The organism is Nonlabens sp. Ci31 (assembly GCF_012974865.1).
Taxonomy (GTDB): domain Bacteria; phylum Bacteroidota; class Bacteroidia; order Flavobacteriales; family Flavobacteriaceae; genus Nonlabens.
In genome coordinates, this window is record NZ_CP043633.1 from 1,915,893 (window position 1) to 1,932,872 (window position 16,980).

The following is a 16,980-nucleotide window of genomic DNA, read 5'->3' on the forward strand; positions in this document are numbered from 1 at the left end:
CCGAATTCTTGATGACACTCATTTGGCCGTGTTCTGTTTTCATAATCTCTATAATATTCCATACACTCAGAATTTGTATAAAATAATCTTACGTTTTCAAGAAGGTTGGTCGAGTTTTGATCTGTAAAATTTACGGTAACAGGCACACCTTGCGTGATGATAACTTCAGGAAAGCTGTAATCTTGATTATATTGATAGTCTGCAAATGCAAATACAAAAGAGTGTCTGTAACTAGTATCTTTAAGACGTACAATAAATCCATTATCTCCACTTCTAAAATTTCCTGGAAAGGGATCAAATACGCTAAGTCCAGTTTCTAAAACTACAGCATCAAACGCGCCATTATCATCGGTGATTGAAGTGCCAAGTAAAAGGTTGTTTTGAACGGCTAGAATTTCTATTTCTTTGTTGATCAGCGGTTGGCCTGAGGTGTTGATTATGTTACCTTGAACGTAGGCTCGATTTTGAGGGCTATATACTGCGGCAGGAGAAGAATTTCCTGTACTACAGGAGATTAGAGTACATATAATCAGGACGAATATGAAACAAAAAGCGGCTTTTTTCACGAGTGAGCATTTTTTAAATAACGAAACTGTGGTTTGGATATTGTTCTTAGAATGCCTTTTAGCTAGTTCCGTCTCAATATCAGCTAGTGAGAATCCTTTTGCTTTTAATAAAACTAGGTAATGGTACATCAAGTCGCCAGCCTCATAGATAAAGTCTTCTTCTTTACCGTTAATGGCGTCTATAACTGTTTCAACCGCTTCTTCGCCTACTTTTTGAGCGACTTTATTAATACCTTTTTGAATCAAAGAATAGGTGTATGATCCCTCTACTTTGTCATCAATGCGCTGGTGGATTATTTTTTCTAAGTCGTTGATGGTAAATTTGCTTTTCTGGCTGTCGGCAGGCGTGGCGTCAAAGCGAGAGAAATTCTCCTTATCTAAACCATCTTTAGCCGCATCGAAGCAACTTACCGCACCTGTATGACAGGTAGGTCCGTGAGCGTTTGCTTTTATGAGAATAGTGTCTTGATCACAGTCTATTTTAATATCCACCACATCGAGAAAGTTGTTAGAGGATTCTCCTTTTGTCCAAAGTCTTTGCTTGCTGCGCGAGAAGAAAGTTACTCTCTTTTCAATTTTAGTTTTTTCAAAAGCTTCTTCATTCATATAACCCAGCATGAGTATCATATGTGTTGTTGCATCCTGTATGATTACTGGTAGTAATCCGTTTTCTTCTTTATTCCAGTCTAATTTCATAAGCACTAGTTCTGCGCAAGTGGAAACCTTTCCATTCCCACCGCAATGTTTTTAATATCGTTTCTCAAGCCGTAACATAACGCTGCTCGTTAAGCCGTCGCAGGACGGCCTCGGATTTGTTTTCCCCGCAAACGGAAATCTTTAATTCTTATCGCAAACTAAGTTTCTAAGTCCGCAGGAATCCTATCGCAAGTCCAGCTTCAACTAATGTTTTTCAATTCAGGAACCGGCAATTCACCAAAAATGAAAAATACTCGCTGCAAGTCCAGCGCTCGCTTCTGTATCTTTAAAAAGCTCTTCAAAATGAGCAGCTGTCCCGCCGCCGCCAGAAGCGATTACAGGAATGTTTAATTTTCTGGAAATCACATCAGTCAATGCTAATGCAAATCCGTTTTTAGTGCCGTCATGGTCCATACTGGTTAACAATATTTCACCAGCGCCCAGACGTTCTATTTCTTCACACCAGGCGATAGTTTCTAACTCTGTTTCCACTCGTCCACCGGCGACAAAACTTTATTAATCGTCAAGGCGTCCTCCTGTGCTGAGCTCTGTCGAAGTAAGGAAGGCGTTGACTTATCATTTATCTCGATTCGTTTTGTATCCACAGCAACCACAACACACTGACTTCCCAACTCTGCCGCTAGTTCACTGATTAACTCAGGTCGTTTTACGGCAGCGCTGTTAATGGCAATTTTATCAGCTCCAGCTTTAATAATTTCCTTAGCTAGTGCCACGTCATTAATGCCGCCACCTACTGTAAATGGGATATTCAAAACAGCGGCTATTTCTTTTACCAATGGTACGAGTGTATCTCGTTTTTCAATAGTTGCTGTAATATCGAGGAAAACACAACTCATCAGCTCCTTGATCTGCATATTGCTGAGCAAGCGCTACGGGATCACCAGCATCTCTTAACCCAACAAAGTTGATTCCTTTTACAGTGCGTCCATCCTTGATATCAAGGCATGGTATGATTCTTTTTTTTAGCATAATTCTCCGCTTAGGCTGAAATCTCTTCAGATCTATCACCTACATTTAATTTATTTTCTTACTCTTCGATCAGTTCCTAAAAGGAAGCTCTTTTTAATTCAACAACTACGACTCAAATGTTCAATTATCATTCCGCTACAACGCGGAATCGCCTAGTTCTATCTCCATCTCTTTCAATTTCCTTTCCCAACCTAAAGAGTCTGAGCTTTAATTTCTTTACTCAAAATCCTATTGGCTCTGATTTAGTTTATCAAAAGGATTATTTTAATCTCTTTTTCCATTCTTCTTCCAATATTCCAACTCATAATGATCACTCCATCCACTTTTTAGAGGCAAATTCTTTCTTGTATTCCTTCTACTACAAAACCACATTTTTCTAGTACTCTTTTTGATGCGTGATTCTCAACAGCACATCCAGCTTCAACTCTATAAAGTTGGTATGCTTCAAAACAAGCTTTAAAAGTCTCTGAACGGTCTCGGTAGCATAACTTTATTCCAGAATTTAAGATAAAACTTCATCCACAATTCTGCCTTAGCATATTTTTTAGAGCTCCATATAATACTACAAATCCCAATAAAACCTTCTGTGTCTTTCAATTTGATAGAGTAGGTGGCTTTAGTTACTGTTTTTTTATTCTGATCTTTGACGGCCTCATCTAGTAACTGCTGAGAGACTGTAATACTTTCAGGTATTCCCATGGTATTGAATTGATCTACCTCAGTTATGATATGCAAGGCATGAAATTCTTGTAGATCACTTGCTTTTAGGAGTTGATATGTCAAATGTTCACTATACAAAGGCTCTTAGTTCTTGAAAGGATATCCTACCTTCATAAAAAGCTTTACCAACTATGGCTCCTTCACAACCCATATCGAGCAAGCGATGTAAATCATCCACCACTGCAACGCCACCAGAGGCTATTAACTTGACAGGAGCTGTTTTAAGAATCTCTGTGTAAAGATGATAACTAGGACCAGCAAGCATGCCGTCTTTTGCAATATCGGTACAAATAATGTATTCGATTCCTTTTTTGTTCCATTCGGTAATAAAGGAAACAACTTCTAACTCACTACTTTCTAACCAACCATGTGTTGCTATCATGCCTTCCTTTGCATCAGCACCCAGGATAATTTTATCACTTCCATAGTTGGAAATCCATCCTTCAAACTTAGCAGCATCTTTAACTGCAATACTGCCTCCAGTAACTTGTTTTGCACCGCTTTCAAATACCACTTTGATATCTTCATCGGTTTTTACACCACCGCCAAAATCAACCTGCAAGCCGGTCTGTCCCGCGATACGTTCTAATATTTTCCAATTAACCACATGACTGCTTTTGGCACCATCCAGATCTACAAGGTGCAGGTGTTTAATTCCGTTGGCCTCAAATTCTTTAGCTACCTCAAGTGGGTCTTCATTATAAACCGTTTTTTTATTGTAATCACCTTGTGAAAGGCGTACGCATTTTCCGTCTATGATATCTATTGCTGGTATTATTCTCATATTTATTCTTCGTGCAGGTGGAGATCTATTTGATTCCAGCAACTGCGACTGATTTAGCCCCATTGTCCCGCGGACATTTCCCTAAAGGGGAAAATTAACAGGGTATTTTTTTTCTTGTCAAGCCATCGCAAGACAGCTTCTATTTAAATGAATCTCCGGCTTCTTTCGGTTTTTTTTCCAACCCTAAAGGGTGAAAACCTCAGCATTTATAATCTCAAAATCCAGTACTTGAACCAGCCAGATTCCTGTCTACTTAGAAATTATAATTCTATAAAATTCTTCAATATCTGTTCTCCTATTCCAGCACTTTTCTCTGGGTGAAACTGCGTCGCATAAAAATTATCTTTTTGCAATACACTGCTATAAGGCAAGATATAATCACAAGCCGCAACTGTATTCTCACAAAGCTCCGCATAATAAGAATGCACATAATACACATCATCACTCGGCTGAAGATGAGTTAAGAGTTTGGAGTTATGAGTTATAAGTTTGTCTGGATCCTTCGACTGGTTCAGGACATCGCTTGGAACTTCAAATTCTGAGCTTAAAATATTCCATCCCATGTGAGGTACTTTTTCACCCAGCCCTGAGGTTCTCGAAGGGCGGAACAACTTTACATAAGTATCAAAAATTCCAAGACAATCGGTATCGCCTTCTTCACTGTGAAGGCACATCAATTGCATTCCAAGACAAATACCCAATACTGGTTGTTTTAGTTCTTTTAAAACTTTGTCCAGTCCGCGTTCCCGCAAGTATTTCATGGCCGTTCCTGCTTCGCCTACGCCAGGAAAGATCACCTTGTCTGCCGCCTGTAATTCTGCCGGATCATCGGTCACTTTGTTTTCAATCCCCAAGCGATTCAGTGCGTTAGTTACACTACCTATATTACCCGCATTATATTTTACAATCGCAATCATAAAGTTCCTTTTGTGCTAGGTAATTTACCATCACCGGTTTGTTTTATTGCCATTTTTATGGCTTTGGCAAATGCTTTAAAAAGTGATTCAATTTTGTGATGTTCGTTATCTCCTTCCACTTTCATGTTCAGGTTGCATTTTGCCGCATCACTAAAGGATTTAAAGAAGTGAAAGAATAATTCTGTAGGCATATCACCCACATATTCGCGTTTAAAATCGGCTTCCCAAACAATCCATGGTCGTCCACCGAAGTCTATGCCCACTTGTGCTAGCGAGTCGTCCATAGGTAGTAAAAAGCCATATCTATTGATTCCTTTTTTGGAGGATAACGCTTTCGCGAAAGCGTCACCTAAAGCAATCGCCGTATCTTCTATAGTGTGGTGTTCATCAATTTCTAAATCGCCTTTAACCTTGATGTCTAAATCCAAAGAACCGTGTCGCTGCAACTGCTCCAACATGTGGTCGTAGAATTTTAATCCGGTATCAATAGTTCCATTTCCAGAGCCGTCTAGATTTAAAACGATATTGATATCGGTTTCATTGGTTTTGCGACTTACCCTTACTTTACGAGGTTGCCCGCGTAGAAAAAGGAAAATCTCTTTCCAAGACTCCGTTTTTAAAACGACTAGGTCATCTTCAAATTCAGAGTCATCAGTAATTGATGGCAACTGAATTCCTTTACAACCTAAATTTTTTGCCAGCTGCATATCGCTGTTGCGATCGCCGATAACAAAACTATTCTCCAGGTCATAATCACCTTTTATATAAGGAGACATTAAACCGGTTTGCGGTTTGCGAGTAGGCGCATTTTGTTCAGGGAAAGAACGATCTATCAATACCTCACTAAAATGGATGCCCTCATTTGCTAAGACATTCATCATTAAATTATGAACTGGCCAGAACGTATCTTCAGGAAAACTATCAGTTCCCAAACCATCTTGATTGGTTACCATTACGAGCTCATAATCCAGTTCTCTAGCGATACGGTGTAACTGCGTAATCGCCATAGGCAAGAACTCCAGCTTCTCATAACTATCCAGCTGATAATCTACTGGTGGCTCTTTTACAATCGTACCGTCTCGGTCTATAAATAATACTTTTTTCATAGGTCAAGCCGTTATGGAACGGCTCCAGTTTTAATTATTCTAATTCTTTTTAAATGTTCTAAGCGTTTTTATCACTTCTTCACATTCTCTTCTCGTCCCTACAGTAAACCTCAATGTGTCTGCTATCTGACTGCTGCGATTACGTATGATTACATCATTATCACGCAAGTAATTATATACGTCAGTAGCTTGATCTACTTGAGCTAATAAGAAGTTTGCTTCACTAGGATAAACCTTTTTGATAAAGTCAAAACTGTTCAAATGCGCTGCAAGAAATTCTCTATTGATGACAATTTCCTTAATTTCGTTTTCTGTCTTTTCTGTTTGTAATAAAGCTTCAAGAACCGCTCTCTGTGAGAGTTCATTTACATTATAGGGAGGCTTTGTTCTATTGAATAGCTCGATTATTTCTGGTGACGCAAATGCAAAACCAACTCTTGCACCAGCAAGTCCATATGCTTTAGACATGGTTTGTAGCACCACTAGATTGGGGTAATCTTCTAATCGATTGATAAAACTGATATGCTCTGTGAAATCGTGATAGGCCTCATCAACGACTACAATACCTTTAAAAGCACCAAATAATTGATCTAATTTGCGTTGATTATTTAGCATTTCAGCTTCAAACTCTGGTGCAAATGGCATGTCCATCATTCCTCCACGAGTGTAATTTTGTGCTTGCCAGTCGTGCTTTAAATCGGCTTTAAGAAGTGCATTTCCTGTAGGGTTATTAGGAGAACAAATCCATAGTAATTTTGCGTTTGTAAAAGCAGCACTCTTCATGATCCCGTCAAGATCCAGTTCAAATGATTTACCTAAATCAATTTTCACTACCTCTATATTGTTAATTGCAGCACTCACTTCATACATTCCATAAGTAGGTGGGCAGGTAATCACCCTGTCTTTTCCAGGTTCACAGAAAATACGGTATAATAAATCAATGGCCTCATCACTACCATTACCAACAAAAATTTGGTTGGCAGGAAGGTTTTTTTGTTTTGCGAGTTCTTCTTTAATCAAAGACTGCATTGGGTCTGGATACCGATTCAAATCTCCTTTAGGATTCTCATTGGCATCCAGTAAAGTCAAATTATTTTTACCACTACCATACAGGTCAAATTCACTACGTGCACTGGAGTATGGCTGCAGATTCCAGATGTTAGATCTTACTATGGACTTTAATTTAAATTCTGAACTCATAAATCTGAATTCTTAACTGTTTTCAACCTCAAACTCACCGCATTTTTATGTGCGTCAAGTCCTTCGGCAGCCGCCATTTGCTCAACAGCTGGGCCTAAGTTTTTTATACCTTGAGCGGTTGCTTTTTGATAGGTCACCTTATTGACAAAGCTATCAACAGACACTCCACTGTAATTACGTGCATATCCATAAGTAGGAAGGGTATGGTTGGTACCGCTGGCATAATCTCCTAAACTTTCACAGGTATATGAACCTATAAAAATCGAACCAGCTACTTGAATTTGCTCCGCTACTTCGTCAGCATTTATCGTATTTATAATCAAGTGCTCTGGCGCATAGGCATCAGACCAATTGATGCACTCTTCCATGTTTTCTAAAACGATAGTCTTGCTGTTCTCTATAGCCTTTTCTGCAGTTTGCTTTCGCGAAAGCGTGCTTAATTGGATTTCTAATGCGTCATTCACAGCCTCGCTTAAGCTTAGGGAATCTGTTAAAAGGATGACCTGAGAATCTGGTCCATGTTCTGCTTGGGCAAGAAGGTCTGAAGCTACAAAAGCGGGATTTGCATCCTTGTCAGCGATGATCAAAACCTCTGATGGTCCAGCAGGCATATCGATGGCTACACCTTGTTGTTGAGCGAGTTCTTTAGCTCTGGTGACAAAGGCATTTCCAGGTCCGAAAATCTTATCCACTGCAGGAATACTTTCCGTTCCATAAGTCATTGCAGCGATCGCTTGTGCTCCACCAGCTTTATAGATTTCAGTTACTCCACAAAGGTTTGCGGTGTACAATACAGCGGCATGGATAGCGCCATTAGCATCTGTTGGACTGCATAAAACCACCTTTTTGTTACCAGCTATTTTTGCAGGAATAGCCAGCATTAATACCGTTGAAAAAAGAGGAGCAGAGCCACCAGGGATATACAAACCTACTTTTTGAATAGGTAAAGATTTTCTCCAGCAAGTCATTCCGGGCATGGTTTCTATGACCGGATAATCCTTGGTGTAATTAGCTTCGTGAAATTTGTATATATTTTGATAAGCAATTTGAATGGCTGCTTTCAATTCTGGAGCAATTTGTTCGCCTGCTTTTTGAATTTCTTTTTCAGTAACTCGGAGAACAGTAAGTGTTGCTTTATCAAATTTCTCTGCAAAAGCAAATAAGGCTTGGTCACCATTATCTTTTACCAATTGAATGATGTCTTGTACAGCAGTCTCCACATGAGCACGCTCTTGTTGAGGGCGTTCTAATAACTGCTGTTGTTGCGAACTGTCTGGATTAGAAATAATTTTCATTAGGCAATCAATTTTTCAATTGGACTTACTAATATTCCTTGCGCACCAGCGTCTTTTAACTGATCAATCACATTCCAAAAGTCATTTTCTTCAATAACAGAGTGTAAACTTGACCAGCCTTCCTCAGCTAGTGGTAAAACCGTTGGGCTTTTCATACCAGGTAAAAGTGCTGATATTTCATCAATCTTATCATTAGGTGCGTTAAGCAAAATGTACTTGCTTTTTTTAGCGTTTTGAACGGCTTCCATTCTGAAAAGCAGTTTGCTTAATAAGTCATTTTTTTCGGAGTTTAGGTTGGGATTAGAAATTAAAACAGCTTCACTATACATAACTGTTTCTACTTCTTTAAGCCCATTCATGAGAAGGGTAGAACCTGTAGAAACGATATCACAAATACCTTCAGCTAGTCCTATTCCTGGAGCAATTTCTACAGACCCGCCTATTTCTTCCGTGGTTGCATTGATACCTTTATCGGCAAAGAATTTTTTAACGATAGTGGTATAACTACTGGCTACTTTTTTGCCATTGAACCATTCCAGACCTGTGTAATCTACATCTTTTTGAACGGCTAGACTCAACCTACAACCAGCAAAACCTAGTTGTTTAATGACATCTACTTTTTGATCCTTTTCTTCTACTTCGTTCAATCCAAGAATTCCTAAATCTGCAACGCCATTTGCTACATATTGTGGAATATCATCGTCTCGTAAGAAAAGAATTTCCAGAGGGAAGTTTTTTGCTTGAGTAGATAATTTGCGACCGCCATTGTCAAATTTGATTCCGCAATCTTTTAAAAGTTGCAAAGATTTATCTGATAGTCTTCCTGATTTTTGTACTGCTATTCTGATCATAATTTTTGTTGCCATTCTATGTGGGAATATTGTTTAAGCTGTCTACAAACATTTTAAAGTTTTCAAATTTAAGAAAACAAAAAAACCGTCTGAAACAGACGGTTTTTAAATATGTTTGAAATACATCAATACATTTTTATCTCGCCTGACGGTAAGTGAAAAAATGATGATGATGTACGTATTGTATTTTCATTGTGGTGCAAACATAAGTCCGAAAATTGAATATTGAAAGTTTATCCTATTTTATTGATAGGTTTTAACTCAATTTTAAATTATAAATCCTTCGTTCGATTTTTTGATTTATTTAATAGAAGCAACAAAAGTTGCAGCTGCTTGAGAAATGTCTTCTACATCGGTTATCTGTCTGATAAACTCACTTCCTATAATAGCGCCATTCACATATTTGCAGGCATCCTGAAAGTTCTGTTTGTTTTTGATGTTGAAACCAGTAAGAATAGGCGTGGTAAGATTCATTTCCTTGAGTTTGCCTAAATAGTCTACTGCTGCCGAAAAATCAGTTTTAGAACCTGTTGTACTTGCAGAACTTACCGCGTAGATAAATCCGTTAGAGTTTTCATCTATTTCTCTAATACGTTTGTCTGAAGTATGTGGAGTCACTAAAAAAATATTACTAATGTGGTACTTTTCAAACACCTCTTTAAATTCGGTCTGGTAAATAGACATAGGTAAATCGGGAACAATCAAACCGTCTACGCCAACTTCTTGACAGCGTTTACAAAATGCTTCTAGTCCGTATTGCATCACCGGGTTCAAATATCCCATCAAAAGCAAGGGTACTTTTGCCGTATGCTTTTCTAATTGAGAAAATAACTTCTCTATAGACATACCATTTTCTAGAGCAATTTTACTGCTCTCTTGAATAGTAGGGCCATCAGCTAATGGGTCACTAAATGGTATTCCTATTTCCACTAAGTCTACGTTAGAATTTTCTAACACAGTTAGTAGGGTAGTGGTATCTTCTAATTGAGGATATCCAGCGGTAAAGAATATATTTAACAAGCCTTCAGGCTTGTCTTGGAGTAACTCCGTGAGTTTGTTTTTCATAATGCATTACTCTTATTTTGCCTGTTCATTACATAGATTCAGGCCGAAGTGAGTGACCGATTTGAAATGATCACTTGCGATTAATTGATGTGTTGGTCCTCTTTTAACTTAAGAAGGAAATTCGGTTCTTAGGAAATAGAAAAATTTAAAACAAATCCAATTCCTCCATATAGGTGTTCATATCCTTATCACCACGACCAGATAAGTTGATCACTACTCGGTCGGTAGGTTTTAAATCTAAGTCTTTCAAAACTGAAAAGGCATGAGCCGTCTCTAAAGCAGGAATAATACCTTCCATACGACTTACTTCTACAGCTGCGATAAGCGCATCTGCATCAGTTACTGCCATATATCGTGCACGTTCAGATACTTTTAACCACGCATGAGCTGGGCCTATTCCAGGATAATCTAATCCAGCAGAAATACTGTGCGGTTCGACCACCTGTCCATCTTTATCTTGCATCATGATAGAACGACTGGCGTGTAATACCCCCGGAGTTCCTAATGTCAAGGTAGCTGCTGTTTTATCAGTATGAATACCTAATCCAGCTGCTTCTACACCTATTAACTGTACTTCTTTATCATCTAGGAAATGATAAAAAGCTCCCATGGCATTTGATCCACCACCCACGCATGCAATCACATAATCTGGCAAGCCCTCCATTTGGTTTTTGATCTCTTCAGAAATAATCGACTGGTAACGAGCTACCATATCTGGATAGGGATGTGGTCCAACTACAGAACCTATAATGTAATGGGTGTTTTCTGGGTTGTTAATCCAGTCACGCATCGCTTCGTTAGTAGCGTCCTTTAAAGTTTTAGATCCGCTGGTTGCCGGTATTACTGTGGCACCTAGCATTTTCATACGAGCTACATTAGGCGCTTGACGTTTGATATCTTTTTCACCCATGTAGACGATACATTCCAGGCCTTTTAAAGCACAAACCGTAGCAGTTGCTACACCGTGTTGTCCAGCTCCAGTCTCTGCGATGATTCTTTTCTTTCCTAGTTTTTCAGCAAGTATAATTTGACCGATGGTATTGTTGATTTTATGTGCACCAGTGTGACATAAATCTTCTCGTTTCAACCAGATTTCTGCACCATACTTTGCCGATAACCTCTTTGCTAGGAAGAGTGGCGTAGGACGACCTACGTAATCTTTAAGCAATTGGTGAAACTCTTTTTGAAACTCTGGTGATTTTTCAATCTCTAAATAGTTTTCTTGAAGTTCTTCAATATTAGGATAGAGCAATTCTGGAATGAATGCACCACCGAATTCTCCATAAAATCCTTTTTCATCTACTTGATAGTTCATTTTCTTAGTTTTTCTATAAATGTTTTTAGTTCTGTTATGTTTTTAAGACCGGGCGCTGACTCAAATTTTGAGTTGAGATCTACTCCTAAAAACATATTGTGTTTTATTTTTTTAATGGTATCAGCATCGCTTTTCGAGATGCCTCCACTTAATAAAAAGGGCACGTCTCCTTTATATGAGTCGAGAATGTGCCAATTAAATTTCTTGCCACTACCACCATAATCTGGTGTCGCCGTATCAAATAAGAAGAATAGTTTTCCAACATATTGTTGTGCAAGTTTTTGCCACTCTTTCAACTTGTCAAAATCATAGTCGGCTGTGATCTGAAAAGCTTTAAATATTTTAAGATCTATTTCTAATAAGGCTTTAGCAAAAGCAACATCTTCATCACCATGTAATTGAATAACATCTAATTCTAATGGTATGATATCCTGTAGAATGTTTTCAAAAGTTTCATTTACATAAACACCTACGGTACCTTTATTCATGGCTTGTTTAGAGATTTTTTCTCTTTGCTCATCAGAGACAAACCTCTTGGATTTTGGGTAGCGTATGATACCCATAAAGTCTATATCCAATTCCTGCAACTGGTTGATGTTTTCTATGTCCCGCATACCGCACACTTTGATCATCATGAGTTGATCGCTTTTATAAACTGCTCACAACTTGCTCCTGGCCGCTCTGTTTTCATAAAGTTTTCACCTATTAAAAACCCTTCAAATCCTAAAGTTCTAAGTTCCTTTACCACTTCTGGATTGGAAATGCCACTTTCTGATATGGCGATAACACCTTCTGGAAAGTGAGGTAATAGATCTTTACTGTTTTGAATATCTGTTTGGAACCTTTTCAAATCTCGATTATTGACACCTATGATATATTTTTCAATATTAAAGGAATCAGTAACCTCTTTGATTCTATTCAGTTCTTCTAAATCGTGCACCTCAAAAAGAATCTCTAGTCCTAAATTCATCGCCTCGAGCGACATTGTTTTAAGCTCTTCATTATTTAAACAAGCTGCTATAAGAAGAATGGCGTCTGCTCCAAATGCTTTTGCTTCATGCACTTGATATACATCTATCAGGAAATCTTTACGCAATATTGGAATGTTTAATACTGCTCTAGCATCAATTAAATCTTGTAATGTGCCGCCAAAAAAGGGCTGATCGGTCAAACAGCTTATAGCACTTGCGCCTGCATTTTCATATCCTTTTACTACTTCTTCCAGGTTCATTGGACATTTAAAAGAACCTTTACTAGGGCTTTGTCTTTTGTGTTCAGCAATTATACCGCTACCGTTTTTAAGGCTTTGGTGCAACGAAATTACTTCTCGGGAATAGGCAGACATGTCCTTTAACTCAGAAAGAGAAGTCGTCTTCTTTCTAGCTTTTAGATCTTGAGCTGTTTGAGCAATTATTTTTTTAAGGATGTCTTCCATGTTGATTTGCTTGTTTGGGCGGAATGCATTCCGCCCTTTGCTTGTTTGTTTGGGCGGAATGCGATCCGCCCTTGCTTGTTTGTTTGGGCGGAATGCGTTCCGCCCTTGCTTGTTGTTTGTTTGGGCGGAATGCGTTCCGCCCTTGCTTGTTTGTTTGGGCGGAATGCGTTCCGCCCTTGCTTGTTTGTTTGGGCGGAATGCATTCCGCCCTTGCTTGTTTGTTTGGGCGGAATGCGTTCCGCCCTTGCTTGTTGCTTGTTTGGGCGGAATGCGTTCCGCCCTTGCTTGTTTGTTTGGGCTGAATGCATTCCGCCCTTTGCTTGTTGCTTGTTTTAGCGGAATGCGTTCCGCCCTTTTTGTTTTGTTATCTTTCTCTAGCCGTGCAGACTCATTAGTTTTTTAAAGCTTTCCAGAGCTTTTCCAGATTCTAAAGAGGCTCTAGCTCGTTCTACTGCATTTATTATTTCTATATCTTCCGCCACTGAAATAGCTGTCGCTGCATTTGCAATCACTACATTTTTTTGAGCATCAGTAGCTGTATTATTAAGGACAGCCATAAAAATACGAGCAGCATCTTCAACGGTTTCTCCCCCGTAAATATCTGATTGCTTTAAAAACTTCATGCCAAAATCAGCGGCTGATAAATCGCTAACACCATTATTTCTAGCAAGTCGTACTTTGCCGGTAAGACTTACTTCATCATAGCCTTCATGTGCATGTAAAATGGCATATTTTTTATCAGTCTCCGATTGAAAAAGGTATTCATAGTTGCGTGCGAGCTGTAAATTGAAAACACCTACACTCTGTAATTTTGGTTTTGCTGGATTTACTAAAGGTCCTAGCATATTGAAAAATGTTTTCACACCCAGTTGTTTTCTAATAGGGGCCACAGCTTTCATTGCTGGATGAAATAATGGTGCGTGTAAAAATGTAATGTTAGCTTCGCTAATTTGTTTTCTTAAAACGGCATGATCATTGGAAAATATAAATCCTAAGTGTTCCATTACATTTGATGAACCACTTACAGAACTCACACCATAATTACCGTGTTTTGCGACTGGAATACCTGCGCCAGCAGTAACAAAACTAGCGAGTGTGCTTATATTAAAAGTATTTTTTCCATCACCGCCAGTTCCGCATAAATCTATAGGATCAAACTCTGTTAAATCGATGAGATTTGCTTGCTCTAGCATGGCGTCTCTAAATCCGGCGAGTTCTTCGACGGTAATACTGCGCATCCCATAAACGGTAAGAAAGGCTGCTATTTGTGCATCGTTTACCGTACCGCTGGTAATGGCGGTAAGAATGTCATAAGCGGCTTTTCTTGAAAGTGTGCCGTGATTAAATAATTCATTTAATATATCCTTCATTTTATAAGGTATCTATAAAGTTCTTAAGCATGGTTTTCCCTTGAGGTGTCATGATGCTCTCAGGATGGAATTGTAAGCCGTATATAGGTAATTCTTTATGTTTCAATGCCATGATTTGACCATTCTCATCAGTTGCGGTAATTTCTAAAATATCAGGAAAGCTATTGTTTTCAGCTGCCCATGAATGGTAACGGCCAGCTTCAAACTCTGAATCTACATCGTTAAAAATTTCATTTCCATTATGTGACATTTGGGTAGCAACCCCGTGATATACTTTCTCTAAATTGATAATTTTTCCACCAAATACCTCTGTAATTGCTTGATGTCCTAAGCAAATCCCTAAAAGAGGTTTTTTATCCTTCATATGATTAATAATCGGTATCAGATTGCCTGCTTCACTGGGGATTCCTGGTCCCGGAGAAAGCACAATAGCGTCATATAATTCACATTCTTGAGGTGTGATTTTATCGTTACGCACTACGGTGAGTTGTGTGCCCAATTCTTCTAAATAATGGACAAGATTATAAGCAAATGAATCGTAGTTATCTATTAATAAAATATTTTTACTCATTTTCTAAAATTTTTATGGCCCCATCTTTTTCAATTTGCGCTATCGTCTTTTCTCCACCTGGACAATAGGTGACAATTCTAAGGTCAGAAGTGACTTTCCCTTCACAGCTTAGATCACCGATAGTGGATGCTACAACCATTTCATCCTTAATTTTTCCATCCTTACTGTAGGTTCTTACTAAAAAACCATATTCGTATTTGTTTTCAACAAATTGGCTTCTAGTGAAGACTCGTACTTTTATAACATCATTTTGAAAAATAGGTGGAGCCACTTTTATTTCGCTGGTGAAAATTCTGTAGTAATCTTTTTCATCAAAAAGGAATAGTGCGCTATCTTTTATTTCATTAAACTCTAAATTTGGTAGGTAGGTCATATTTTCTAGACCATCCTTTTCTATTATTTTGATGTCAATGAGATTTTTCTTGTCTGCTTGACAAGAAAAAAGCAAAGAGGAAATAAATAAAATGCCGCCTGCTATTTTAATTGTTTTCATAATTTTAATTTGCTTTGGTTATAGCACTTCTAAGTGCATTGGTTTTATGATATACTTCTTGGGTTTCGTTTTCTATAATACTTTCTACTACAACACCGGCACCAGCTCTGAATAGCAGTTTGTTTTCTCTTGATAAAATACTTCTAATGATAATGGCATGGTTAAAATTGCCATCAAATCCTAGGTAACCTATGGCACCGCCATAAAATTCTCTAGAAGATTGTTCATACTGATCGATCAATTGCATGGCTCTGTATTTAGGGGCGCCACTTAATGTACCAGCCGGGAAGGTATCACCTATAAGCTGAATTTTATCCTTTTCATTTATGATACCACTCACTTTACTTACCATGTGAATCACATGAGAATAAAAGTGAATATTTTGATAATCCTCTACAACCACGTTTTTTGCATGGCGGCTTAAATCATTTCTGGCTAGATCTACCAGCATCATATGTTCAGCAGCTTCTTTGGGATCCTTTTTCAATTCTTCTGCAGCTTTTAAATCAGCGGTATCGTTTCCGGTTCTTTTATAAGTTCCTGCAATAGGTTGGATACTGGCTTTTGTGCCAGAAATAAGTAATTGTGCTTCTGGGGAAGATCCAAATATTCTAAAATCACCGTAATCAAAATAAAATAAATACGGGCTTGGATTGATGGCACGTAACTGGCGGTAAACGTTAAAATCATCTCCTTGAAAAGGTTGTTCAAACTTTCTAGAGAGTACGATTTGAAAAACATCGCCTCTACGGCAGTGCTCTTTCCCTTTCTTTACGAGTTCTCTAAAATCATCGTCCTTCATTTCGGAAGTCTCCTGTTCGGTGCACTTAAAACTGTAGTTAGCCACATCTCTATGATTGATCACCGTTACTATCTCTTCTAGTTTACTTTCGTTATCAGCATAGGAATGATCAAAAACATACAACTGGTTGTGGTAGTGATCAAAAACCATCACATTTTGAAATACTTGATAATGAGCAAGAGGGATGTTATTGGTCTCGTTTTCGCGTAAGCGGAATTCCAATTCTTCAAATAATTGTACCGCATCATAACTGAGGTAACCAAAAAGACCGTTAGTCGGAAATGGATACTCATTTTCAACCTGAGCAAATGAGTCTTTAAATTCACTCAATCCAGAAGTGAGGTCAAAAGCGGAAGAATATTCTTGTGATGTGGAGGAATGATCGGGGAAACTCGATTTAATTTCTTTCTTATTTACCTCAAAAGTGGCTACAGGATTACAGCATATAAAAGAATAGCTGTTACTGCGTTGTCCATATTCATTGCTTTCCAAAAGAATACTATTGGGATAGCGATCGCGTAATCTCATGTAAATAGCAACAGGAGTAAGCGTGTCTGCAAGGATGACTTGTTGTGTAGTGCGAGGTGTATAAATATCTTGAATGTGATTCATTCTTAAAAGGGGTTTCAATACTGGTTAAAAGAAAAAAGGCCTACCGTTAAGTAGACCTTTTAAGTTTATTAAAAACATACGGGCAACTTTACGGCTGTTGAGCTGTATTATTCCACCACCATGTATGATTTGTTCTTTTCATTATGTGTCAAAAGTAATCACGGTAATTGAAAGCCGCAACTATTTTAGATG

General features: G+C 38.3%; 16 protein-coding genes and 2 pseudogenes. All 18 read right to left on the bottom strand.

Going from position 1 to position 16,980, the window contains the following annotated elements:
* Positions 1-617: 617 nt before the first annotated feature.
* A pseudogene (hisIE, locus tag F0365_RS16790) lies at positions 618-1,262 on the bottom strand (bifunctional phosphoribosyl-AMP cyclohydrolase/phosphoribosyl-ATP diphosphatase HisIE); the annotation flags it as partial.
* Between the two features lie 200 nt (positions 1,263-1,462).
* Positions 1,463-2,252 (bottom strand): annotated as a pseudogene (hisF, locus tag F0365_RS08445) (imidazole glycerol phosphate synthase subunit HisF).
* 326 nt (positions 2,253-2,578) lie between these two features.
* Entirely contained in the window at positions 2,579-2,761 is a 183-nt protein-coding gene (locus F0365_RS16795) for a GNAT family N-acetyltransferase (RefSeq protein ID WP_206071332.1), read from the bottom strand.
* A complete protein-coding gene (locus tag F0365_RS16455) occupies positions 2,709-3,035 on the bottom strand; it encodes a hypothetical protein (protein ID WP_206071267.1) in 327 nt (108 codons plus the stop codon). Before F0365_RS16455 ends, F0365_RS16795 begins: the two co-directional genes overlap by 53 nt.
* A 7-nt stretch (positions 3,036-3,042) precedes the next feature.
* Positions 3,043-3,756 (bottom strand): 1-(5-phosphoribosyl)-5-[(5-phosphoribosylamino)methylideneamino]imidazole-4-carboxamide isomerase, encoded by a 714-nt coding sequence (gene hisA, locus F0365_RS08455; RefSeq protein ID WP_169933294.1) that lies wholly within the window; start codon positions 3,754-3,756, stop codon positions 3,043-3,045.
* A 260-nt stretch (positions 3,757-4,016) separates the two neighbouring features.
* A complete protein-coding gene (gene hisH, locus F0365_RS08460) occupies positions 4,017-4,673 on the bottom strand; it encodes an imidazole glycerol phosphate synthase subunit HisH (protein WP_169933295.1) in 657 nt (218 codons plus the stop codon).
* A complete protein-coding gene (gene hisB / locus F0365_RS08465; protein WP_169933296.1) occupies positions 4,670-5,779 on the bottom strand; it encodes a bifunctional histidinol-phosphatase/imidazoleglycerol-phosphate dehydratase HisB in 1,110 nt (369 codons plus the stop codon). The genes hisH and hisB overlap by 4 nt, the downstream gene beginning before the upstream one ends.
* Before the next feature lie 39 nt (positions 5,780-5,818).
* The gene (locus F0365_RS08470) at positions 5,819-6,979 is read right to left on the bottom strand and encodes a pyridoxal phosphate-dependent aminotransferase (RefSeq protein WP_169933297.1); all 1,161 of its coding nucleotides are present in this window, start codon (positions 6,977-6,979) and stop codon (positions 5,819-5,821) included.
* A complete protein-coding gene (gene hisD, locus F0365_RS08475) occupies positions 6,976-8,274 on the bottom strand; it encodes a histidinol dehydrogenase (RefSeq protein ID WP_169933298.1) in 1,299 nt (432 codons plus the stop codon). Before hisD ends, F0365_RS08470 begins: the two co-directional genes overlap by 4 nt.
* Positions 8,274-9,125, bottom strand: coding sequence for an ATP phosphoribosyltransferase (gene hisG / locus F0365_RS08480; RefSeq protein WP_240961575.1), 852 nt, complete (start codon positions 9,123-9,125; stop codon positions 8,274-8,276). The genes hisD and hisG overlap by 1 nt, the downstream gene beginning before the upstream one ends.
* A gap of 300 nt (positions 9,126-9,425) precedes the next feature.
* Positions 9,426-10,190, bottom strand: a complete 765-nt coding sequence (trpA, locus tag F0365_RS08485) for a tryptophan synthase subunit alpha (protein WP_169933300.1) — start codon at positions 10,188-10,190, stop codon at positions 9,426-9,428.
* A 145-nt stretch (positions 10,191-10,335) separates the two neighbouring features.
* A complete protein-coding gene (trpB, locus tag F0365_RS08490; protein ID WP_169933301.1) occupies positions 10,336-11,505 on the bottom strand; it encodes a tryptophan synthase subunit beta in 1,170 nt (389 codons plus the stop codon).
* Positions 11,502-12,119 (bottom strand): phosphoribosylanthranilate isomerase, encoded by a 618-nt coding sequence (locus F0365_RS08495; protein WP_240961576.1) that lies wholly within the window; start codon positions 12,117-12,119, stop codon positions 11,502-11,504. Before F0365_RS08495 ends, trpB begins: the two co-directional genes overlap by 4 nt.
* Before the next feature lie 17 nt (positions 12,120-12,136).
* Complete coding sequence (gene trpC / locus F0365_RS08500) at positions 12,137-12,940, bottom strand: indole-3-glycerol phosphate synthase TrpC (RefSeq protein ID WP_169933303.1); 804 nt, start codon at positions 12,938-12,940, stop codon at positions 12,137-12,139.
* A gap of 374 nt (positions 12,941-13,314) precedes the next feature.
* Positions 13,315-14,310, bottom strand: coding sequence for an anthranilate phosphoribosyltransferase (gene trpD, locus F0365_RS08505; protein ID WP_169933304.1), 996 nt, complete (start codon positions 14,308-14,310; stop codon positions 13,315-13,317).
* Between the two features lies 1 nt (position 14,311).
* Positions 14,312-14,881 carry an anthranilate synthase component II gene (locus F0365_RS08510; protein WP_169933305.1) on the bottom strand — a complete coding sequence of 190 codons (570 nt, stop codon included), beginning with the start codon at positions 14,879-14,881 and terminating at the stop codon, positions 14,312-14,314.
* Positions 14,874-15,374, bottom strand: a complete 501-nt coding sequence (locus tag F0365_RS08515) for a hypothetical protein (protein ID WP_169933306.1) — start codon at positions 15,372-15,374, stop codon at positions 14,874-14,876. The genes F0365_RS08510 and F0365_RS08515 overlap by 8 nt, the downstream gene beginning before the upstream one ends.
* Positions 15,375-15,378: 4 nt before the next feature.
* Complete coding sequence (locus F0365_RS08520; protein ID WP_169933307.1) at positions 15,379-16,788, bottom strand: anthranilate synthase component I family protein; 1,410 nt, start codon at positions 16,786-16,788, stop codon at positions 15,379-15,381.
* Positions 16,789-16,980: the final 192 nt, after the last annotated feature.